Annotated in this window: 20 protein-coding genes and 1 riboswitch; of the genes, 18 read left to right on the forward strand and 2 right to left on the reverse strand. The window is 44.9% G+C overall.

Annotated elements, in window-relative coordinates:
• The first annotated feature begins 478 nt into the window (after nucleotides 1-478).
• From metK to BLU57_RS12310, 15 genes are all read left to right on the forward strand, one after another.
• On the forward strand, nucleotides 479-1,642 hold the full coding sequence (metK, locus tag BLU57_RS12240; RefSeq protein ID WP_090321294.1) for a methionine adenosyltransferase: 1,164 nt from the start codon (nucleotides 479-481) through the stop codon (nucleotides 1,640-1,642).
• Nucleotides 1,643-1,691: 49 nt separating this feature from the next.
• Nucleotides 1,692-1,770: riboswitch (S-adenosyl-L-homocysteine riboswitch) on the forward strand.
• Between the two features lie 19 nt (nucleotides 1,771-1,789).
• On the forward strand, nucleotides 1,790-3,223 hold the full coding sequence (gene ahcY, locus BLU57_RS12245; RefSeq protein WP_090321297.1) for an adenosylhomocysteinase: 1,434 nt from the start codon (nucleotides 1,790-1,792) through the stop codon (nucleotides 3,221-3,223).
• Between the two features lie 139 nt (nucleotides 3,224-3,362).
• A complete protein-coding gene (gene metF, locus BLU57_RS12250; protein WP_090321299.1) occupies nucleotides 3,363-4,217 on the forward strand; it encodes a methylenetetrahydrofolate reductase [NAD(P)H] in 855 nt (284 codons plus the stop codon).
• Between the two features lie 192 nt (nucleotides 4,218-4,409).
• Nucleotides 4,410-5,099, forward strand: a complete 690-nt coding sequence (locus BLU57_RS12255) for a hypothetical protein (protein WP_256206278.1) — start codon at nucleotides 4,410-4,412, stop codon at nucleotides 5,097-5,099.
• 85 nt (nucleotides 5,100-5,184) lie between these two features.
• Nucleotides 5,185-6,051 carry a bifunctional methylenetetrahydrofolate dehydrogenase/methenyltetrahydrofolate cyclohydrolase FolD gene (gene folD, locus BLU57_RS12260; protein ID WP_090321304.1) on the forward strand — a complete coding sequence of 289 codons (867 nt, stop codon included), beginning with the start codon at nucleotides 5,185-5,187 and terminating at the stop codon, nucleotides 6,049-6,051.
• Nucleotides 6,052-6,085: 34 nt separating this feature from the next.
• Entirely contained in the window at nucleotides 6,086-8,746 is a 2,661-nt protein-coding gene (gene aceE / locus BLU57_RS12265; protein WP_090321307.1) for a pyruvate dehydrogenase (acetyl-transferring), homodimeric type, read from the forward strand.
• A gap of 72 nt (nucleotides 8,747-8,818) precedes the next feature.
• Nucleotides 8,819-10,132 (forward strand): dihydrolipoyllysine-residue acetyltransferase, encoded by a 1,314-nt coding sequence (gene aceF / locus BLU57_RS12270; protein ID WP_090321310.1) that lies wholly within the window; start codon nucleotides 8,819-8,821, stop codon nucleotides 10,130-10,132.
• A 30-nt stretch (nucleotides 10,133-10,162) separates the two neighbouring features.
• Nucleotides 10,163-10,840, forward strand: coding sequence for a nicotinate-nucleotide adenylyltransferase (gene nadD / locus BLU57_RS12275; RefSeq protein ID WP_090321313.1), 678 nt, complete (start codon nucleotides 10,163-10,165; stop codon nucleotides 10,838-10,840).
• Nucleotides 10,837-11,163 carry a ribosome silencing factor gene (rsfS, locus tag BLU57_RS12280; RefSeq protein WP_090321316.1) on the forward strand — a complete coding sequence of 109 codons (327 nt, stop codon included), beginning with the start codon at nucleotides 10,837-10,839 and terminating at the stop codon, nucleotides 11,161-11,163. Before nadD ends, rsfS begins: the two co-directional genes overlap by 4 nt.
• A gap of 35 nt (nucleotides 11,164-11,198) precedes the next feature.
• Nucleotides 11,199-11,669 (forward strand): 23S rRNA (pseudouridine(1915)-N(3))-methyltransferase RlmH, encoded by a 471-nt coding sequence (rlmH, locus tag BLU57_RS12285; RefSeq protein ID WP_090321319.1) that lies wholly within the window; start codon nucleotides 11,199-11,201, stop codon nucleotides 11,667-11,669.
• 101 nt (nucleotides 11,670-11,770) lie between these two features.
• On the forward strand, nucleotides 11,771-12,391 hold the full coding sequence (locus BLU57_RS12290; RefSeq protein WP_090321322.1) for a Maf family protein: 621 nt from the start codon (nucleotides 11,771-11,773) through the stop codon (nucleotides 12,389-12,391).
• A gap of 79 nt (nucleotides 12,392-12,470) precedes the next feature.
• Entirely contained in the window at nucleotides 12,471-13,925 is a 1,455-nt protein-coding gene (gene rng, locus BLU57_RS12295) for a ribonuclease G (RefSeq protein ID WP_090321323.1), read from the forward strand.
• Between the two features lie 818 nt (nucleotides 13,926-14,743).
• Nucleotides 14,744-16,081 carry a SulP family inorganic anion transporter gene (locus tag BLU57_RS12300; RefSeq protein ID WP_090321326.1) on the forward strand — a complete coding sequence of 446 codons (1,338 nt, stop codon included), beginning with the start codon at nucleotides 14,744-14,746 and terminating at the stop codon, nucleotides 16,079-16,081.
• Between the two features lie 287 nt (nucleotides 16,082-16,368).
• Nucleotides 16,369-16,773, forward strand: a complete 405-nt coding sequence (locus tag BLU57_RS12305; RefSeq protein WP_090321329.1) for a universal stress protein — start codon at nucleotides 16,369-16,371, stop codon at nucleotides 16,771-16,773.
• Between the two features lie 114 nt (nucleotides 16,774-16,887).
• Nucleotides 16,888-17,109, forward strand: a complete 222-nt coding sequence (locus tag BLU57_RS12310; RefSeq protein WP_090321332.1) for a hypothetical protein — start codon at nucleotides 16,888-16,890, stop codon at nucleotides 17,107-17,109.
• A 521-nt stretch (nucleotides 17,110-17,630) separates the two neighbouring features.
• On the opposite strand, the gene BLU57_RS12315 is transcribed toward BLU57_RS12310, so the two are convergent.
• Complete coding sequence (locus BLU57_RS12315) at nucleotides 17,631-18,263, reverse strand: response regulator transcription factor (protein ID WP_256206279.1); 633 nt, start codon at nucleotides 18,261-18,263, stop codon at nucleotides 17,631-17,633.
• Nucleotides 18,253-20,727 carry a sensor histidine kinase gene (locus BLU57_RS12320; protein ID WP_256206280.1) on the reverse strand — a complete coding sequence of 825 codons (2,475 nt, stop codon included), beginning with the start codon at nucleotides 20,725-20,727 and terminating at the stop codon, nucleotides 18,253-18,255. The genes BLU57_RS12315 and BLU57_RS12320 overlap by 11 nt, the downstream gene beginning before the upstream one ends.
• 207 nt (nucleotides 20,728-20,934) lie before the next feature.
• On the opposite strand from BLU57_RS12320, the gene ccmA reads away from it, so the two are divergent.
• The 3 genes from ccmA to BLU57_RS12335 all read left to right on the forward strand — a co-directional run bounded on the left by ccmA (nucleotide 20,935) and on the right by BLU57_RS12335 (nucleotide 23,188).
• Nucleotides 20,935-21,549, forward strand: coding sequence for a cytochrome c biogenesis heme-transporting ATPase CcmA (ccmA, locus tag BLU57_RS12325; protein WP_090321401.1), 615 nt, complete (start codon nucleotides 20,935-20,937; stop codon nucleotides 21,547-21,549).
• A gap of 1 nt (nucleotide 21,550) precedes the next feature.
• A complete protein-coding gene (gene ccmB, locus BLU57_RS12330; RefSeq protein ID WP_090321338.1) occupies nucleotides 21,551-22,210 on the forward strand; it encodes a heme exporter protein CcmB in 660 nt (219 codons plus the stop codon).
• A gap of 231 nt (nucleotides 22,211-22,441) precedes the next feature.
• The gene (locus tag BLU57_RS12335; RefSeq protein WP_090321342.1) at nucleotides 22,442-23,188 is read left to right on the forward strand and encodes a heme ABC transporter permease; all 747 of its coding nucleotides are present in this window, start codon (nucleotides 22,442-22,444) and stop codon (nucleotides 23,186-23,188) included.
• Nucleotides 23,189-23,214: the final 26 nt, after the last annotated feature.

The following is a 23,214-nucleotide window of genomic DNA, read 5'->3' on the forward strand; positions in this document are numbered from 1 at the left end:
TCTTAGAGTTTCCAGTGGACAAAAATCAATGCGTTTGACAGAACCTAACCTTCCCATATCATGTTCTCATAAAATTATTTCTAACAACACTTTTTCGATAAGAAAAAACACTTCTTCGCTTCTCTACCGTCCCTTATTCGATATTTTTAACAAATTGGGTTAGAATTTCTTACAGCTAACCGGTGCGAATGGGTAATACACGCTTCAAAGCTGATTATGCTTATGTTATATGCTGGATTGAATAGAGAATTCAAGGACGGGAAGCAATTGAATTATCGATTTGCTCAGCAAATAAATGCAAGCATAAAGCACGTTGTCATTGGCAGTACAATGAAATAGATCAGCAAATCACTGTCTATTTCCGTGATACATAGCTCAATTCTTCCGTCACAATAGTATTGTCGAAATTGACAGAGTTCTATTTTCAAAGACACAATCCGCTATACTTAAAACTTATCATTACTTTTTTGGTTAAATTATGAGTGAATATCTTTTTACTTCTGAGTCTGTTTCTGAAGGGCATCCTGATAAGGTTGCCGATCAGATTTCTGATGCTGTATTGGATGCAATTCTGAGTCAAGATCCTAACGCGCGGGTTGCGTGCGAAACGTTGTGCAGTACCGGGTTGATTGTATTATCAGGCGAGATAACGACCCATGCATCGGTTGATTACAATATCATTGCGCGTGAAACGGTTAAAAATATCGGTTATACCAGTTCAAATATCGGCTTCGATTCGACCACATGTGCTGTATTGACTGCATTCAACAAACAATCGCCGGATATCGCCCAAGGCGTTAATCGTTCCAAAGAAGAAGAAATGGAACAAGGAGCGGGCGATCAGGGCCTGATGTTTGGCTACGCTTGCGACGAAACACCGCAATTAATGCCCATGCCCATTTTTTATGCGCATCGTTTGGTTGAACGGCAAGCTGAATTGAGAAAAAAAGGCCAATTGCCTTGGCTGCGCCCTGATGCTAAATCGCAAGTTTCGGTGCGTTATCAAAACGGTAAGCCGCAGCAAATCGAAACAGTGGTGATTTCCACTCAGCATGATCCGGATATTTCACATTCCGCTTTGAGCGAAGCGGTTATTGAAGAAGTCATTAAACCGGTACTGCCTGCTTCGATGATCAGTAATCGTATCCAATATTTGGTGAACCCCACCGGACGTTTTGTGGTGGGCGGACCGATGGGCGATTGCGGTTTGACCGGTCGTAAAATCATCGTCGATAGCTACGGTGGTGCAGCGCATCATGGCGGCGGCGCTTTTTCCGGCAAAGACCCATCCAAGGTCGATCGATCGGCGACTTATGCCGGACGTTATGTGGCTAAAAATATCGTAGCAGCAGGAATTGCGAGTAAATGCGAAGTGCAGGTGGCTTATGCCATTGGTGTTGCACGTCCAGTTTCATTGATGATCAATACATTCGGTACAGGTAAAATTGCCGACGAAAAGATTGTTCAACTCATCGAAAAGCATTTTGATTTACGTCCACGCGGTATCATTCATGCGCTTAACTTGTTACGTCCAATCTATGCCAAAACAGCTGCTTATGGGCATTTTGGACGTGAACTTCCTGAATTTACCTGGGAAGCTACGGATAAGGCCGCACAATTACGTGCTGATGCCGGTCTCTAAATTTTCTGTAATCTTTGCCGACATCAATAACCTTTAATTGGTTTTCCCCTATGGTGAGGAGCGCTGCAGCGGCTGGTTCCGCGAGGCTCAGCATAGGCGGGTATTTGTCACAACGGCGCTCGTTCATAAATTGAGGAGATGATTATTATGAACGCTGTGCTTAATTCCGATGGTAGTTTCTTTACTGACTATAAGGTTGCCGATATTGCATTGGCGGAATGGGGACGTAAAGAAATCGCGATCGCTGAAACGGAGATGCCGGGTTTAATGGCATTACGTAAAGAATATGCGAACCAAAAGCCACTGGCAGGTGCCAGGGTTGCTGGTTCTTTGCATATGACGATTCAAACAGCAGTGTTGATCGAAACACTGGTAGTGCTCGGTGCCGAAGTACGCTGGGCTTCCTGCAATATATTTTCCACTCAGGACCACGCAGCTGCTGCGATTGCTGCCAGAAATATTCCGGTATTCGCCTATAAAGGCGAGTCGCTCGAAGATTACTGGGAATACGCGCACAAGATTTTTGAATGGACGGCTGCCGGTCAATCGGTCGGTGCCAATATGATTCTGGATGATGGCGGAGATGCGACGTTATTGTTGATTCTGGGTACAAAAGCCGAGAAAAATCCTGCGATTATTGCGAATCCGGGCAATGAGGAAGAAACCGCATTATTTGCATCGATCAAAAAGAAATTAGCAACCGAACCCAATTGGTATTCAACCAATCTGGCCAGGATACGTGGTGTAACAGAAGAAACCACGACCGGAGTGCATCGTTTATACGAAATGCAAAAAAGTGGCGAATTGCCGTTTCCTGCTTTCAATGTGAATGACTCCGTCACTAAATCAAAATTTGATAATTTGTACGGTTGCAGGGAATCCCTGGTTGACGGTATCAAACGCGCCACGGACGTCATGATTGCCGGCAAAATCGCTGTGGTTTGCGGATATGGTGATGTTGGCAAAGGTTGTGCGCAATCATTGCGAGGTTTGGGAGCGACTGTCTGGATCACTGAAATTGATCCGATTTGCGCGCTGCAAGCTGCGATGGAAGGATATCGCGTAGTAACGATGGACGATGCGTGCAGTCAAGCGGATATCTTTGTTACCGCAACCGGTAATCTGCGTGTCATCACCCATGATCACATGCTGAAAATGAAGGATCAGGCCATTATTTGCAATATTGGCCACTTTGATTCGGAAATTGATATCGCATCCATTCAAAAATACCAATGGGAAAATATCAAGCCGCAAGTGGATCACGTCATATTTCCGACCGGGCGCCGCATCATCGTTCTGGCGCAAGGCAGGTTGGTGAATTTGGGTTGTGCGACTGGCCATCCTTCTTTCGTGATGTCCAGCTCGTTTACCAATCAAGTATTGGCGCAAATGGAGCTATGGCAGAACGGCGCAAATTATCAGAAAAATGTTTATGTATTGCCTAAACACTTGGATGAAAAAGTGGCGCGTTTGCACATCGGTAAATTGGGTGTGAAACTCACCGAACTAACGGATGAACAGGCCAATTACCTGGGATTGAGCAAGAACGGTCCATTCAAACCCGAAATGTACCGGTACTAATCGTCTATCTTTTTACTGGAAGAACGGGTGTATGAGTTTGCATCTGCTCTGCTGGTTCTTCCAGTAAGAAAATAATGATTAATATCTGCGTAGCTACGGCAGCAGCCGTACTAATTCTGTATCCATAGAGCTTGCACAAATGGAATCACAAAAAAAATTTCCTCCTGCCTTCAGTTTTGAACTTTTTCCACCGCAAACCCCCGAGGGCGTTGAGAAACTCCGGTTGACGCGCCAGCAGTTGGCACGATTCAATCCCAAGTTCTTTTCGGTAACCTTCGGTGCGGGAGGCTCGACGCGCGAGCGGACACTCGAGACCGTGCTGGAAATTCAAACGGAAGGTCATGTCGTTGCGCCGCACCTATCTTGCATCGGCTCAACGCAACAGAACATTCGTGCCATTCTGGAAAAGTATTATGAAGCGGGAATCCGTCATATTGTCGCACTGCGCGGCGATTTGCCTTCAGGGATGGCGCAAGCCGGTGAATTTCGTTATGCCAGCGAACTGGTAGCTTTTATCCGGCAGGAATACGGATCTTCTTTCCATATCGAAGTGGCGGCTTACCCTGAGTACCATCCGCAGGCGCGGTCTGCGCAAGCGGATTTTGATAATTTCAAGCGTAAAATTGAAATGGGCGCCAGTTCGGCGATTACGCAATATTTTTATAATGCCGACGCTTATTTTCATTTTGTCGAGTTGTGCGAGGCGGCCGGTTTGAATATTCCGGTTGTTCCCGGCATCATGCCGATCAATAAATTCTCACAACTGGTCAGGTTCTCGGATACTTGCGGCGCGGAGATTCCACGCTGGATTCGTAAGAAACTCGAAGGTTATGGTGACGACAGTGAATCGATTCAAGCTTTTGGATTGGATGTTGTTACTGGTTTATGTGAGCAGTTATTACAAGCCGGTGCGCCCGGATTGCATTTTTATACGCTGAACTCCGCCAACTTGACATCCGCTATTTGGCAGCGTCTTAATCTTCACGCGCGCTAACAACCAACTCGCAGCAGTACATTGTTTTATCAGCTATTCTGTGCTAGTAAAACATCATATCTACGAAATTGCCCGATGCGGATTCATGGCATAAAAGCCACGAAACCGGAATGAACTTTTTCCTGATTCCCTCAGCCAGTATATAATGCGCATCAATATTCTGATTAAAATAAAAAAGCATGGGGTTTCAAAATGACAAAGAAGAAAGCTGCTTCTGATAAGACTACTGCAGAATTAGAGGGTGCAGATAAGACAGGTCCGGATGTTTCAATCATGGATGCCTGTATTGCGCATGCCAAAGAAGTCAAGGCTACGCAACTTGAGCTTATTAAGAGCAAGGGTTATGATTTTGCACCTGAATTCAGGGACATGACTATTCAGCTTTATTTGTTTGGTGTCATGTGGAAGTTCGCGGAAAACTTGGGAAGCGCTGATGATGCGCGCGAGCTGGCATTCGCGGCTTTGGCGGAATTTTTCGTGCAAGAGCGCATGCCCCAGCAGAAAGTGGCCAAGCGCATTGAGTTTCTTAGAAAAATGTCCAAAATTGAAGAAGATCACAATGCACTAGCGGTCGCTATCGGTTACGAATCTGAACCCGGCGATAACAGTCTGGCGGAAGTGTTTGATCACTACGTGGATGATACGCAAGTATCCGGAGCGTTCTGGCGATTGTATGATCGCGGCAGAAAGATCATGTTGTACGGCGGTTTGGGAATTGCCTTTTTAGTGATTTGGTTTGTTACCTTATTCATGCCGGGAAATACGACGATTGCGATACTTGCGAGCGGGCTTATTGCTGCGGCGATTTTTGTCATTCCGGTGTTTTTAATCGGCATTTTCATCTATCGTACAAAAATCAAAAAAGCAAAACAAGCGAGTTAGCGCTGCTCACGGAAGCAAGATGTTCTAACTGTTCGGTATATAGCAAAAATTCACGTGGATTGATCAACCGGCTGCTGGTGTAAAAATGAGTGCTCAGATTATCGATGGCAAGAAATTGGCCGAATTGGTGCGGACTGAATGGAGCGCACGTGCGGAAAAACTGATTCAACTGGGTATCAAGCCAGGGTTGGCAGTCATTATCGTTGGCGATAATGCGGCATCCAGTATCTATGTCAGGAATAAAGTCAGAGCGTGCAGCGAAATCGGTATTTATTCCGAAGTGCATAACTTTCCGCAGCACGCTGATCAAGATGAAGTATTACAGTGTATTCAGGCGCTCAATCAGAATCCGCACATCCACGGTATCCTAGTCCAGTTGCCGTTGCCTGCGCATTTTGAGAATAACCGCGTCATCGCATCCATCGCTGTTGAAAAAGATGTCGATGGTTTTCATCACTATAACGTCGGCGCATTGGTTACCGGCAATACCATTTTTTCTCCTTGCACGCCGTATGGCGTGATGGTGATGCTGGAAAGAAACCGGATTCCGATTGAAGGACAGCATGCGGTGGTGATCGGACGCAGCAACATTGTGGGTAAGCCAATGGCATTCATGTTGCTGGAACAGGGCGCAACTGTGACTATTTGCACTTCAAAAACACGCAATTTGCAGCAATTTACAAAAAATGCGGATATTCTAGTTGTGGCGACCGGAAAACCGCGCATGGTTACTGCCGGGATGGTAAAACCCGGTGCTGTTGTCATTGATGTCGGTATTAACCGATTGCCGGACGGGAAACTCTGTGGTGATGTCGATTATGACGCTGTCAAGGAAGTTGCGGGTTTTATTACACCCGTTCCGGGAGGGGTTGGACCGATGACCATCACCATGCTGCTATGCAATACCATTCTGGCGGCGGAACGAGCCCAGACCGGTCTTAAAATTAGGTAAGCAAATAAATAAACTTAAATGAGCGTGCGTGCACATGGAACAGCAACCGGATATTGATCCGCAGGAAACACAAGAGTGGCTCGATGCGCTGGATTCGGTCATCGCCAGTGCAGGTGGCGAACGCGCTCATTTTTTATTGGAAAAACTGATCGAAAAAGCGCGCCGCTCCGGGGCTTATCTGCCTTATAGCGCCACGACCGCATATATCAATACCATTCCCACAGGTAAGGAAGCGCGCTCGCCAGGTGACAATGCCATCGAGCACAGGATTCGCTCGTATGTGCGCTGGAATGCAATGGCGATGGTATTGCGCGCCAACAAAAATACCAATGTCGGCGGGCACATTGCCAGCTTCGCTTCAGCCGCAACGCTTTACGACGTCGGTTACAATCATTTCTGGCATGCACCGTGTGAAGCGCACGGCGGCGATTTAGTCTATGTACAAGGACATTCTTCCCCAGGGGCTTATGCTTACGCATTTTTATCCGGCGAATTAAGTCAGGAGCAACTGGATAATTTTCGTCAGGAAGCCGGCGGGAATGGTTTGTCATCGTACCCGCATCCATGGCTGATGCCTAATTTTTGGCAATTTCCCACGGTTTCCATGGGGCTGGGGCCGTTGATGGCGATTTATCAGGCGCGTTTCATGAAATATCTGGGCAGCCGCGGATTGGTCAATACCGATGGCCGTAAAATCTGGGCTTTCATGGGTGACGGTGAAATGGACGAGCCCGAATCGCTCGGCGCTATTTCATTGGCGTCGCGCGAGAAACTGGATAATCTGATTTTTGTGGTCAATTGCAATTTGCAGCGTCTGGATGGCCCGGTGCGCGGCAACGGCAAAATTATCCAGGAACTGGAGGGCGCTTTTCGCGGCGCGGGCTGGAATGTCGTCAAGGTGATCTGGGGGTCTTATTGGGATCCGCTATTGGCGAAGGATACCAAAGGATTGTTGCAGAAGCGCATGATGGAGTGCGTGGATGGTGAATATCAGAATTTCAAGTCGAGAGATGGCGCTTACGTGCGCGAGCATTTTTTTGGCAAATACCCTGAATTGCTGGAAATGGTCGCTACGATGTCCGATGACGATATCTGGCGATTAAACCGCGGCGGTCATGATCCTCATAAAGTCTATGCGGCGTATGCAGCGGCGGCAAAACATACCGGACAGCCGACCGTGATTCTGGCGAAAACGATCAAAGGGTATGGCATGGGTGAAGCGGGTGAAGCGCAAAATATTACTCACCAGCAGAAGAAAATGGGAACGACTTCGTTAAAAGCGTTTCGCAATCGCTTCGGTTTGGATATTCCCGACGACAATATCGATGATATTCCCTATCTGACTTTCGCTGAAGATTCGCCGGAATTTATCTATATGCGCGAGCGGCGCAAAGCATTAGGCGGCACTTTTCACCGGCGTAAGACACGCGCGCAAGCGTTGCAAGTACCAGCTTTGTCTGCATTTCAAACCTTGCTGAAGGCCAGCAGCGAAGGACACGAATCGTCGACCACCATGGCGTTTGTGCGGATTCTGAACATTCTGGTAAAAGACAAGCAAATCGGACGGCATATCGTGCCGATTGTCGCGGACGAATCGCGTACGTTTGGCATGGAGGGAATGTTCCGGCAATTGGGCATCTGGTCGTCGAGCGGTCAATTGTATACGCCGCAGGATGCGGATCAGCTCATGTATTATAAGGAAGATAAGCATGGGCAAATTTTGCAGGAAGGAATCTGCGAAGCGGGCGCCATGTCATCCTGGATAGCGGCTGCGACGGCCTATAGCACGCACGGCATCCAGATGATTCCGTTTTTTATTTTTTATTCGATGTTCGGTTTTCAGCGCATCGGTGATTTGGCATGGGCCGCTGGTGATATGCGCTGCCGCGGTTTCTTGCTGGGTGGAACAGCAGGGCGTACGACACTGAATGGCGAAGGGTTGCAGCATGAAGACGGGCACAGTCATGTCGTTGCATCTACGATTCCCAACTGCGTAGCGTACGATCCGGCATTTGCGTATGAGCTGGCTGTGATTATCCAAGATGGACTACGCCGGATGTATCAAGAACAGGAAGATGTCTATTATTACATCACGGTGATGAATGAAAACTACAGTCACCCTGAAATGCCGGTTGATGCTGAGAAAAATATTTTAAAAGGCATGTATTTATTCAGTGAAGCAGGCGCAAATACTAAAGTGCCATGCGTGCAATTGCTCGGTGCCGGAACCATTTTGCGCGAAGTGATTGCGGCCGCAGAGATACTGAAACAAGACTATGCTGTGCACGCTGATGTTTGGAGTGTAACCAGCTTCAATGAGTTAAGACGCGAGGCTTTGGCTGTCACCCGCTGGAATATGCTACATCCGGAACAACCGGCAAAAGAATCGCATGTAGAAAATTGTCTTAAGGGCAGAAAAGGCCCCGTAGTGGCCGCAACGGATTATATGAAAATCTATGCGGATCAGATTCGTGAATTTGTGCCAGGCAGGTATCGCGTGTTAGGAACCGACGGTTTCGGCCGCTCCGATACGCGCCAGAAACTGCGCCATTTCTTTGAGGTCGATCGGTTCTATATTACCGTGGCGGCACTCAAAGCATTATCGGAAGAAGGAAAAATCACCCAGCAGCAAGTCACTCAAGCGATTGAGAAGTACGGTATTGATCCGGAAAAATCCAATCCGGCGACCAGTTAGACCGGTGATGAGTTAACAACAATGAATGTGCGTCATTGCATTCTCCCATTCGAAGGTGTGTGAGGAAAGCGTGTGGCTGAATTAAAAAAAGTGCTCATTCCGGATATCGGCGACTTTAAAGAGGTGCCGGTCATCGAAGTGCTGGTCAAAGCTGGCGATAGGGTAAAGGCCGAAGACTCCCTGATTACACTTGAGTCCGACAAGGCGACGATTGAAATTCCAGCGCCTTATCCTGGTTTGGTAAAGGAAATATTAGTCAAACCGGGTGACAAGGTATCGCAAGGCAGCTCCGTGCTGACCCTGGAAGTTTCCGATGACAACCGCACGGAAACACTTCCTGAAGTTTCCGGGGCGGTCGCAGTTCAAAAAGAAATCGCACCGCAACCGCAACCGCAACACGACGCTAAGCTGGTTGCTAACCACCAGCCGCAGAACCTGCCACAAACTGTATCCACAGTGAGCAATGCTCTATCCAAAGCGCATGCCAGTCCGTCGATCCGTCGCTTTGCGCGGGAACTCGGCGTCAATCTCGATTTGATTACCGGCAGCGGCCCTAAACATCGCATTCTCAAAGAAGATGTGCAGGCGTATGTGAAAGCCGAATTGTCGAAATCCCGTAGCACCGGGACGGGTGCGGCATTGAATCTGTTGCCCTGGCCGCAGGTGAATTTTGCTAAGTTTGGCCCGGTTGAATTAAAACCATTAATGCGCATTAAACAAATTTCTGGCGCCAATTTACACCGCAACTGGGTGATGATTCCACACGTCACACAGTTCGACGAAGCGGATATCACCGATTTAGAGGCATTGCGGAAAGAATCCAAAGATAGCGGTAAAGAGAATAGAGTCAAACTGACCTTATTGGCTTTCTTGATGAAAGCATTAATCGCGCCTTTGAAGAAATTTCCTGAATTCAATGCATCGTTGGATAACGATAGCAATGGTGAAGCCAATTTAATCATTAAGCATTATTACCATCTTGGCTTTGCCGTGGATACTGCCAACGGATTGGTGGTGCCGGTAATCAAGGATGTCGACCAGAAGGGGATCATCACCATTGCCGAAGAATTGGCAAGATTGTCTGCACTGGCGCGTGAGGGCAAGTTAAAACCCACTGACATGCAAGGCGCGAGCTTTACCATTTCCAGTCTGGGCGGCATTGGCGGGACAGCTTTTACACCCATTATCAACGCACCGGAAGTCGCCATTCTAGGTATTTCCAAGGCCAGTATTAAACCGGTTTATCGCGATCATCAATTTGTGCCTCGCTTAATGCTGCCTTTGTCGCTCTCCTATGACCATCGTGTCATCGATGGCGCAACGGCAGCTCGTTTCACGACACACCTGTCGGAAGTATTGACGGATATGCGCTTGGCGCTGCTATGATCCGTATCGTTAATTTCTTTATACACAACCATGGCTGTTACCGATAAGTTTCCACTGATTGGCATTTATGGCGGGACATTTGATCCTATCCATTATGGGCATTTGCGGGTCGCTGAAGAGCTGCTCGATATCGCCGGATTAAGGCGCATGATCTTTGTTCCCTCGGGCGCTCCGAGGTTACGGGCTACGCCCACGGCATCGAGAGGGCATCGTGCAGCTATGGTGCGGCTGGCCATACAGGATAACAACCGGTTTTCGCTGGATGAACGGGAAATCAACCGGCCTGGAATCAGCACAACGGTGCAATCGTTGCGGGAGTACCGGCGCGAGCTGGGAGATAACACCGCGCTTTGCTTCGTATTGGGAATCGATGCGTTTGCTAAGATCAATCAATGGTCTGAATGGCATGAGTTATTCGATTTGTGTCATTTCATCGTGGTTACCCGGCCAGGCTTTGTTTCCATCAAGGCGGATCAAAATTTGCCCGATGAGGTGCGGAAGATCTTGTCTTCTCGCTGCGTCACCAATGTCAGCGACTTGGAATCGCAATCCTGTGGTTTTATTTATACGGCGCAAACATCGTTGCTGGAAATATCGGCTTCACAAATACGGTCACTGATCAGCGCTGGGAAAAGCATACGCTATCTGCTGCCCGAAAATGTCGCTGAGTATATGAAATTTAATCGCTTATACACTGGGAATCTATGAATTCAGAAAAACTGGTACCTGTCATTGTCGATGCTTTGGAGGAAATCAAAGCGCACGATATTGACGTGATCAATGTATCCAAAATTACTGCGATGTTTGGATATATCATTATCGCCAGTGCCGATTCGACCCGTCAGACCAAAGCGCTGGCCAATAATGTGCAAGAACAAGTTAAAGCTGCCGGGGGAAAGGTTTACAGCATGGAAGGGGAGCAGACAGGGGAATGGGTACTTGTTGATTTGGGCGATGTGATTGTGCACATCATGTTGCCAGCTGTACGCGAGTATTACAATCTGAAAGCGCTATGGTCGGAGCGGAATTAGCGCACTAAAGAACGATCAATTGATTTCTTCGAGTCATGAAATTTTTTATACTCGCGGTTGGAAACAAAATGCCGGATTGGGTAGAAGCAGGTTATGCCGAATATACCAAACGCTTGTCCCATGAAATTAACGTCAACTTAATTGAGATTAAACCGGAAAAGCGGGTTGGCGGAAAACCGGTTGAACAACTTCTGCAAGCCGAAGCTCAACGGATTCGATCCGTTTTGCCGCCGAATTGCCACATTGTAGTGCTCGATGAACGGGGCCAGCAATGGACAACGGTGCAATTCGCAGATGTAATCAATACATGGATGACGACGGGTGAAGCTATTGCATTCGTAATTGGCGGTGCTGATGGATTGCATGGCGATATCAAGCGAATCGCGCATGAGCTGATGGCATTATCGAAGCTTACGTTACCGCATGGTCTGGTTCGTGTGTTACTGGCGGAACAGATCTATCGCGCTGTATCGATTAATAAAAACCACCCTTACCATCGCGCTTGAACAGGTTTACCCAAATGTGATTGCGCGCTGCATGGTGGTTAGGTTCTGAAATACAATGAATGAAATGATGAAATTCCGATTGAAAGCAATGGTTGATTGTAATGCTCTCTGAGAACCAAATATATCTTGCATCAAGAAGCCCCAGAAGACGTGAATTATTAAGGCAGATTGGTGTGAAATTCAACTTGCTGATGATGCGTGAAACGCTAGGGCGTGCCATCGATATCGATGAGCAACCGCTGGTGGACGAAGCGCCATCAGATTATATCTATCGGGTGGCCCGGACCAAAGCGAACGCGGGCTGGAAGCGGATTATGCAGCGCCACTTGCCGGTCTTACCGGTATTAGTGGCTGATACTATTGTGACGATTGATGGATGCATTCTCGGGAAACCGAGAGACAATGCACATGCCGAAGAAATGCTGAAAATCTTGTCGGGCCGCACGCACCAGGTTCTGACAGCGATCGGTGTCGGCGTGAAGGATGATGTGCAGATGCGATTGTCAGCCTCAACGGTACGATTCCGTGAAATCAGCGAGCGGGAGATTCGGAGTTATTTAGTGAATAATAATTCGCTGGATAAAGCAGGTGCATATGCCATTCAAGGCATGGCGGCCGCTTTCATTGTCGAGATATCCGGCAGCTATAGCGGCATTATGGGGCTGCCGCTCTATGAGACAGCGCAGTTACTGGCAGAAACCGGTATAGAAATTTTTCAATAAAGTTGTTGCAGCACAATCTTAAGTTTGATTAATCGCTTCATCCAATTTCTGATTTTTTTGAGAACTAATTGTATTGAATATGAGCAATGAGATTCTTGTTAATATCACGCCGCAAGAAACCCGGGTAGCAATATTAGAGCAGGGTGTAACGCAAGAACTTCATATTGAACGGACGAGCGGCCGAGGCATTGTCGGAAATATCTATAACGGCCGTGTCAGCCGCGTTTTGCCGGGAATGCAATCGGCTTTTGTCGATATTGGTTTGGACCGTGCTGCCTTCCTGCATGTGGCGGATATCCGTGATTCCAATCCGGAGGGTGATGAGGCCAAGCCCATTGAAAAACTGTTATACGAAGGGAACAGCATCCTGGTGCAGGTGATTAAAGACGCGATCGGCACCAAAGGTGCGCGGCTGTCTACGCAAATAAGCCTGGCCGGCCGTTTACTGGTATACCTGCCACAAGAATCTCATATCGGTATTTCTCAGCGTATTGAGGACGATAGCGAGCGCGAGTTATTGCGGGAAAAGCTACAGCAGATTTTACCGGCGGAAGAAAAGGGCGGGTATATTATCCGCACCATGGCAGAAACCGCTGATGAAGCCGATTTGCGTGCCGATCTTGAATATCTGCACCGGTTATGGCGCGACATTCAGCAGAAATCGGTGACGATTGCGGCGCCTGTTTTGCTTTATCAAGATCTGGATCTCAGTCATCGGGTATTGCGCGATTTTGTGGATGAAGATTCCACCCGAATTCTCGTCGATTCGCGAGAGAATTTTCAGCGATTGGTCCGCTTCGCGCATAACTATATGACCTATATCGCCGAACGCATAGTGTTGTACACGGGGGATCGTCCATTATTCGATCTGTACGGTGTGGAAGAAGAAATCGAAAAGTCATTGGCCAAACGTGTCAATTTAAAGTCTGGCGGGTATCTGATCATCGATCAAACCGAAGCGCTAACTACGATGGACGTCAATACCGGTGGATTCATCGGTGTTCGTAATTTCGATGACACTATTTTCAAAACCAATCTGGAGGCAGCTCAGGTCATTGCCAGGCAATTGCGTCTGCGTAATCTCGGCGGCATTATCATTATCGATTTCATCGATATGGATTCTGAGGAACATAAACAGGCAGTTTTGGCGGAATTCAACAAAGCACTGTCCAAGGATCGTACGCGCATAACCGTCAATGGATTCAGTGCGCTGGGATTGGTTGAAATGACACGCAAGCGAACCCGGGAAAGTCTTGCGCATGTGCTATGCGAAACCTGTCCAACTTGTCAGGGGCGAGGGGAAATCAGAACCGCACAAACCATTTGTTACGAAATATTGCGCGAATTACTGCGCGAAGCCAGGCAGTTTGAAGCCAATGAATTCCGTATTCTGGCATCGCAGCAAGTAATCGACTTGTTCTTGGATGAAGAGTCGCAGAGTTTAGCCCAACTGGGTGATTTCATTGCGAAACCAATCAGCTTACAGGTTGAGGAATCGTATACGCAAGAACAGTATGATGTGATATTAATGTAACGTAATGCAGTTTTTGCCATTATTTTGCAGCTTTACTCCGGTATAAAAAACCAGCTGCAATCTGGGACTATTATTTTATTGTTATAGTTTTTCAATAGCTTGCAGTCTAATCCGCGTATCAAGCGGATACTTAGAACAATATAAGTAAAATGTGGTGACACTTACCTCTATTTTGCTCATCTCGATTTCTTATCACTATTCCTATCTTAGTTTTTTGTAACTACCCATAAGCGGTTCAGCAACCGATCTCTTCTTTTTACGCTCACTCTCTTCTTTAAAAATAAGCTGTATTGGATTTTAATTAATTTTATTTTTTAGTGTTATGTAGTTATATGAATTTATTGATATAAATTCAAGAATAAAACTATTTCGAGTGAATTTTTCAGGAATTAAATTAGAAATAATCTAAAGTTTTTACTTATTTTTATGTAAGTAATTTACCTAATCTAAGTAAGTCTTTTGTCTTCAAATGTGCAATCCATTTGCCTGTTAATAGTAATGATTTTATCGGGTGTGATTAGCATTTTTGCCCATTAAATAATAATGGTTTTACTAATATACAACGCAATCCCGGCGCGATACGATTTATCTAAGCTTATTTTTTGAAGAATCACCATCTCGAAAGCTGAGATAAGGAAATTTTGTGATCTTGGAAGTATACGTTGCAGAAAAATGACGGATTGCAGAATACCGGTTTATTTCAACGACGAAAAATTCTTCAACAAGCTATTTGACTATAAAGATTAAATTTATATTCAGTTGAACAAAAAGGTTTTATAAAGTTTATCACTAACAGTTTACGAGAGAGAGGTATTTTTATGGCAACACGGTCAGATGACGAATCGATAGTCTCGCAGCAAAAGACAGCAGAGACTGTTAAGAAAGAAGGATCAGCTGCTTTTCAGTCGCAGTATTTTTTTCGTGATACGGCTGCGGGTTTAATAACTGGAGCGATGGCAATTCCATTAACGATTGGTATTGCGATTATGTCTAATTATCCTATCAAAGTAGGCTTGGCTACAGTAGCTTTTGCTTCCTTGATTGGATGGATAAATGCCTGGTTCAAACCGGGCAATTTTATTGGATCACCAGGTATTGCGGCCGGGTTGGCTCCAGTGTTAGCGATGGGTGTGGCAGCTTTTGGTATTCAGAATATGGCATTTTGTATCTGTATGACCGCCATTATGCAAGCCATTATTTGGAAATTTAATTGGCAACGCTATTTGCTTGTTGCGGTTCCGGTATATCTGGTTGAAGGATTGCTGGCTGGTGTTGGGTTGAAGATTTTGCTGAAATTCTCGGAATTTACCTACGAAATACCTGCGGAATTGGTAACGGAAGATTTCTGGAATGAAGCGCGTATTCAGATGGCAGCTATTTCAGCTGGCGGTCTTGGTCTGTTTTTACTCCTATTTGCTAAGTTTAAAGATACACAACCAGCTGTTCCTTATTTCGCGATCATTATCGGTGGCGTGATCCTGGCGCAGTTTATGACTGTCCCTATGATTTCTGTAGAAGATATTGAATTGCAATTGAAATTGCCATTACCGAGTGAAGATACGACAGTCTTGATGTTGGCTTACATGATATTTTTCTGCGCCATGCTGGCAATCGTGGATGTGATTGAACAGGTGATGAGTAATGCGGCAATTGAGAAAATTGACCCGTTAAAACGTAAAACCAATAGTAACAATAGCTTGCTTGCAATCTGGATTTCTAATTTAGGTTCGAGTTTCTTCGGTGGTATGACGAATTTGGATGGCTTGGCTAAAAGTACGACCAATAAGCTTGCTGGCGCGATGACCAAATTCTCGGTCTTGGTTATTGGTTCCGTGGTTTGCTTCTTTACGTTTAACACACATTATCTTGATTATTTGCCAAAATTTGCCTTGGCGGCCATTATGTTGTTTACCGGTTATAAGATGATTGCAGGCTTGGTACACGTTACTCATTATGGTCCTTATGCGCTGATATTGGCGTTCTTGACAGCTGGCTTAGTTTATAAAGTAGGTATTTTTGAAGGCCTGCTGGTTGCAATGGTGATCCATGGTGTAGTGCACTATTTGGTTTATACCAAACACGAGAATATGGCAGGAAAATCAGTTGTAAAACGTTATTTCGATAACCTGAGAAAAGATAATAGCAATTTGCAGTAAGCATGTTAAATGGTATGGCTATTCGTAAACTGTTAGTGATTTACAAGTAGAAGAATCAAAGCATTACCGTAAAAACGTATTGAAATACATTGAGGAGAATTTGTCATGTTCAAAAAATTATTAGTATCTGTAATTAAACAATATTTTGTTTATTTGAAAAAAATGCACAGCAATAATCTGCAAGACAAATTGCCGTCGCATAATTTGTCGTAATCCGATGGTGTTTAAGGACTGAAAGTATTACTACTTTTTAAAAAACCAGCAGGAATTCATTAAGAGAATAGTGTATGTACAAAAGAATAATGGTGGCAGTCGACGGTAGCGAGATAGCTCAGCAAGCGTTAGCGGAAGCAATAAACATTGCTAACACTTACAACGCAGCTTTATGCATTGTTCATTGCATCGGTAGTGAAAATGAAGTTGATAAAAACCGGGGTAATGAAATTCTTGAGAAGGCTAAATCCGATACGAATGTTTTGAGTGTCGAAACTCGGCTCCTCAATGCCGAGGCTGAATATGGATTAAATGGTATCGCTGATGCTATTGCTGCCGCTGTTTATGACTGGAAAGCGGATTTGATCGTAGTGGGAACATCCAACCGCCGCGGACTGGAACGTTTCTATGTGGGTTCCGTTGCCGAGCAATTGGTCGCTAAAGTTGACTCTTCAATATTATTGGTGCGCTCAAAATAAAACAGGAAATTAAATCTGTTTATTTAAGAGTAATCAGTAGCGTGTCTAACGAGAGTCGATAATATAAGCGCAAAATTTTTATAAACAATTATTTTTAATATCAAGGAAATTATCATGTCAACAAAACAGATATTTACTATTGCAATTATCGCTATAGGTGCTAGTTTGTTATCGATGTTTGAACTAACCCAGTATGTCTTTAACTGGATTATCACCGATGGTCAATTGGGATTGGCGTTTTTTGTCGCTTATATCCTGATCGCTTTAAAATTTGGTAAATCAGCAAGCAAAAAGAAATACGTCAATGGATATGAAACGTCTTTGAACAGAAATTAAGTTTCTTACTTTATTAATTATTTTGATTTAAACAATATATCTGCCTCATCTTTAAATATTTACAATCCCTATTTATTGTAAATAGACCGCTTAACCCAAGCATTCTTAAGAAAAATTTGTCTCAAGAATGTCACAATGATCCTGGAGGTCATGGGCGTGTTGAATTGGGTTCTATATTTAAATTACTGCAGTTGTTTTTCATTATTCTATTTTGAGATATGCACTAGAAATTCTCAAAAAATGAATTGTCACCCTTCAAGAAACATCAAGCTTCAGCTTTGAGAAAATTGAAAACCCCGCTGTAATCAGCGGGGTATTTTTTGAACCATACGATTAATATTGGAATTAAATCACTGATTGTATTGGTTTTATTTATGAATTTTTTCAGTGAAGTTTGTAACAGAAAGATCAAACAGAGTTCTCATCGCATGATTTATTTTTAACCGGAGTTTTTTTGAGGATGATTGGTATTTTATACCGATCAAACTTCTTCTCGGAAATGCCTTATCGCATTCGAATTGTTATTGTTGCTGAGAGATCCAGCGTGTAGCGTAGCGAATCAAATCGGCACCATCTTTCAGGTTTAATTTTGACCGGATATTAAAGCGGTGCGTGTCAATGGTTTTAATGCTGCGGCACAGCATCTGGGAAATTTCGTGACTATTATGCCCTTGCCCGATTAAGTGCAAAACTTCAAGTTCGCTGGACGTCAATGTATTAATCAGATGTTCAGGCTCGGAGCTTTTCATGACCATTCGTTTCAAAAGCTTTTTGTGCATCTGCTTGCTGAGATAAACATTGCCTTTTAGAACCTCACGGATTGCTTCAAGCAGTACTTCACCAGGTTCGTGTTTCATGACATAACCCAGTGCGCCGGAGCGAAGTGCGCGTTCAGCATAAACCGATTCATCATGCATGGAGATAAAAAGCACCGGTAAATCCGGAACCGCCGCATGGATGCTTTTGATGACTTCAAGCCCCGATACTGTTTTGAGCGTTACATCCAGTAAAATAATATCAATCGAATTATTTTTCTTGAGTATTTCCATTGCTTCAGCGCCATCACCCGCTTCAGCAAATACTTCCATATCCGGTTCCATATTGATGAGCATCGCAAGGCCATGCCGTAACATGGCGTGATCATCAACGAGCATTACTTTTGCTTTCATTGTCGATATTTTTAGTTAATTGTGTTTTTAAACGAACTTCTGTACCGCCTTCTTTGCGGGCCAGAATTTCCATCTTCGCGCCTAATTGCTTTGCACGGTATTGCATAATTTTAATGCCCATTCCTGGTGTTGACGGATGATTTATATCAATTCCAGTAAAACCACATCCATCATCACAGATTGATAAGCGGAGCGTTTTTTCATCGGATGTTAAGGTAATGGTTATATGCTGCGCTTTACCATGCCGGATGGCATTATTCACAGCTTCCTGCGTAATCCGGTACAAATTGAGTGCTACGCTATTGTCATTGATTATACTAATGTTATTCCACGAGAAATTACAGTCGATATTATACGTTGTTGAGATTCTGGTGGCTAAAGTTTGTAACGCTTGAATCAAGCCATTGGCTTCCAATTCGAATGGGAGTAATCCCTGCGCAAGCTGCTTGATATGAATTACAGCAGTTTGTGTTTGGGAAGCGATCGAGGCTGCCAATGTAGTCAAATTTTCATTTCCGATCGTCGAAGCGGAAATTTTCTTTTCGAGTACTCTGGCCTGATAACCAATCGCAGCGATTTGTTGCCCCACATTATCGTGTAATTCCTGCCCGATTGTATGAGCCTGCTCTTCAGCTACGGATACCAATGCTTGCTCTAACCGTCTGAGTTCAAGCCAGCTTCCTAAATCATTGGCAATCGCATTAACAAGCTTCTGTTCTTCCGGTAAACGAAATGGCTTGTTTTCAGAGTAAAAGATAATTAAATGCCCGCATTCTTTTCCATTAACACAGATTTTTGATTGCAAAGCAGATTTATTCCCGTCTATTTGATGATGAGGTTCAAAGTTAGAATCGTTAGTATCTATTTTTTTAATGGAGTGAAGCTGGTCAATTTGATTGGAATCCTCATTGAGAGAAGTAAAATTTTTGCCATTGACATCGATAATCGCAGTAGCAATTTCCGGATACTGTAAAGCGGGTATTAGGTATTTGAATATACTGAAGCAAACATCTTCCAACGAAAGTTCCGTTCCCATGCTGCGGCGGATTTCATACAAGCATGTGATTTCTTTAAGGCGTGCGTGCAATAGCTCGTCAACTTGCTTTCGTTCAAGCCATAGCGCTAAATCACTCGTAATTGCATTAATAAGTCGTTGTTCTTCTATGACTAAGAAAGGTCTGTTTTCAGGATAATAAACACTTAATTGACCATGATTCTCACCATTAATACAAATATCCGATGCTAATTCATGTGTGGAATCCTCAGCCTGAAGCGAGGAAGAAATACGTTTTCCATCCAATTCAATCGTAATCGATGTATGTTCCGGATGTTGCATTGCGGGAATTAAAAACTTAATAATATTCTGGCAAACTGCTTCTACTGATAACTCCAGTCCGATACTGCGGCGAATTTCATAAAGGCAAGTAATTTCCTTTAAGCGTTCCCGCAATTCACTTTCTTTGCGGCTTAATTCAATGGAAAATTGCTCGGCTGTTTCTTTAGCTTTTCGTGCTTCTTTTTCCGATTTGATGAGTTTTCGTACAAACCAATTTAGTAACAATATTTCAGCAATAATTAGTGCTGCAAGATAAATACTGATATCTTGCAGCTTTTCAGTAACCGGTTTAAATAATTCTTCCTCATCCAACTTGAGAATCATGTTAAGACCAATGGAATCCAAAGAAGCAAAGGTTTCTATGACGGGTACTTGACGATAATCCTTGGTGGCGGCAACCCCACTTTTCCTGTAAATCGTCAGAAATTTGGATGGTGCACTTTCATTCGGAAGTAGATGCTTGAATTGGACGCCGTTAATCTGGCTAATCAGACAAGCCATTTCATACTTTCCTTCTTCCGGTTTTGCGCACAAAACGAACTCACCGGTTTCTCCGATAGATCTTAGCCCAATAAATCGGCTCGTGAGTTGCGGTAATTTGACTTGCGTAGTAATACTGCCAATGCGTTGTTTGTCTTGATCGAGTACATCATTCGTGGTGTGAAGAAAAAATTGCTTGTCCCACATGAGGAGTGTGTCTTTGTTTAACCGGAGCGCTTCTTTATTTTTGGAGAGCTCACCCACTTGTGACAGCGTTTTACCTCGTATATCACGAACGATGGCCGCGGAGAAACCCGCTTCGGGTAGCGAGTTAACATTTCGCATGAGATCATGTAATGCATTGAGATTGCCAGGTTCGACGGCGAGTTGTTGCATCGATTGAACAATAAAAGGGCGCAGCGACAGCGCGCGAGCATCCGCCAAAGCTTTTTCAATTTGAGATTCCAGCAAAAATGACTTCCCTTGCAAGGCAACAGCCAATCCTCTACCCAGTACCGACTCGATCTCCTGCCGCATGGCGGTGTACACGGTAATGCCCGTCGTCAGCGTGAGCCCCAGTAATAATAAGCCACCTATGATGCTGATTTTGCGATCATCGCGCGTAAAAAACAAATCACTCTCCTTAGTTGTAATTCCCGGATCTCTGATTCAATAAAGTATATTAGAAATGAAGAATTCTGATTGAAATTTTACCAGTCAGGTTTGATGTATTTGATAAAGTTATTAAGATTCGCAGAATACCGCACTGAATGATCTACGGTGCCATAGGCATCCTCAATGCGTTATAATCAGCGGTCTATTCCATCGATCGATAAAATAATGCTACAAGGTATCAATCTCGCATGTGTTCGCGGTGATCGCGAGCTTTTTAGAGATGTCAATTTTTCACTTGAAGCGGGTGGCTTAATGCAAGTGCGCGGCCCAAATGGCAGTGGCAAGACCAGTTTATTACGCATGCTGTGCGGGTTGTCCAATCCCGCCGCCGGTGAGATTCGCTGGAATGGCGCCTCGATTCGCGCGCTGGATGGTGAGTATTATGGCGCGATGACTTATATCGGGCATTTGAGTGGCACGAAAGATGATTTAACGGTGATTGAGAATTTGCGCATTTCAAGTGCATTAGCGGGTTTTGACATCGGTATTGATCAAGCGAAAGAAGCACTTGGTTATATTGGTTTACAGGGCAGGGAAGGATTGCCGGTCAAGGTGTTATCACAAGGCCAACGGCGCCGTGTTGCGCTGGCTCGTTTGCTAGTATGTAAAACCTCTTTGTGGATTCTGGATGAACCCTTAGTTGCATTGGATGTGGCAGCAGTTAAATTGATTCAGGAGTTGCTCGAGCAACATTTGCGGGAAGGTGGCATGGTGGTGATGACGACACACCAAGAAATTGATATTACAGCAATATCAACTACGCAGTTGCATCTGGCCTGATATGTTTATGTGGATAATTAAACGTGATCTTTTGCTGGCGGTGCGGCGTCAAGCCGATGTGCTGACTACGCTGTTTTTTTTCATTATCGTGGTGAGCTTGTTTCCACTCAGCGTCGGACCGGAAATGAATATGCTCCGTACCATGGCACCGGGTGTGGTATGGGTTGCGGCATTATTGGCTTCCATGTTGTCGCTAGGCCGGATGTTTTCTAATGATTATTTGGATGGCACGTTGGAGCAAATGCTGCTGTCGCCGCAGTCGTTATCACTTTTAGTGCTGGGAAAGGCTTCAGCGCATTGGCTGGTAACCGGTGTGCCGTTGGTATTGATGGCGCCAGTTCTGGGTATTCAATATGATTTGTCGGGGGAAGCGTTACTGGTTTTAACAGCAGCTTTATTACTGGGTACCCCAGTGTTGAGTTTAATAGGCGCTATTGGTGCGGCACTGACTTTAGGGCTGCGCGGTGGTGGTGTATTGGTTTCTTTACTGGTACTGCCACTATATATTCCGGTGCTGATTTTTGGCGCGGGCGCAGTGGAAGCGAATATGTCCGGAATGGAATTTGATGCACACTTGTCCTTGATCGGTGCATTTCTTTTAGTATCTGGTGTTTTCGCACCTTGGGCAGCTGCTTCGGCTTTACGCGTTTCACTGGAGTAGACAAGCGCTGGCAATATTGAAGTTGATTTAACTTTCAGAAGATAATTTCAGTAAGTTTTTGCATTACCTGCATAAATCTTTTTGTGAAGCTACTCAATCTGTCGGAATCACTTCTGGAAAGTCAATTCTGGATTTTGTCATTTTAGTATCGATTTGGTATAGAATTGGCGGCTAAAAATTTAGGGCTGAATCAGAACTGAAATTTAACATGAAGAATTATAAAATTTAAATATGGCTATTAATTGGTTCAAATATTCTTCTCCAGCCAGTTTTTATTCACTGGCGGGGAAAATGATTCCGATATTCGTTTTTGCTGCAGTAGCACTATTAGGCGCGGGACTTTATGTCGGTTTTTTTGTGGCTCCTACGGATTTCCAGCAAGGTGAAGCTTATCGGATTATTTTCATTCATGTTCCCGCAGCATGGATGTCGATGTTTCTCTATGTCGTAATGGCGTTCTGGGCGGGCATTGGTTTAGCGTTTAATACCCGGCTTTCCTCCATGTTTGCAACAGCCATAGCTCCAACTGGTGCGATGTTTACCTTTATAGCACTTTGGACAGGTGCATTGTGGGGTAAACCGATGTGGGGAACCTGGTGGGTATGGGATGCCCGGTTAACTTCCGAATTAATTCTGTTTTTTCTCTATATCGGTTTTATGTCACTGCAAGCAGCCATTGACGACCCGCGCCGCGCAGATAAAGCGGGTGCAATCATTGCCTTGGTTGGCGTGGTTAATGTCCCGATTATTTATTTCTCAGTGCAATGGTGGAATACTTTGCATCAAGGCGCATCCGTCAGTGTCAATCAAGCGCCCGCGATGGCGAGTACCATGCTGACAGGCATGCTCATCATGGTGTTTGCAAGCTGGATGTATTCCATTGCAGTGATATTGAAGCGTACGCGTGTGATTATTCTGGAACGCGAGAGTCATACCGCATGGGTGGCTGAGTTACACAAGAACGGAGCTATACGATGATTTGGTCAAGCTGGTCGGAGTTTTTC

Origin of the sequence: Nitrosomonas oligotropha (assembly GCF_900106555.1) — a bacterium.
In the GTDB taxonomy this organism is placed as follows: domain Bacteria; phylum Pseudomonadota; class Gammaproteobacteria; order Burkholderiales; family Nitrosomonadaceae; genus Nitrosomonas; species Nitrosomonas oligotropha_A.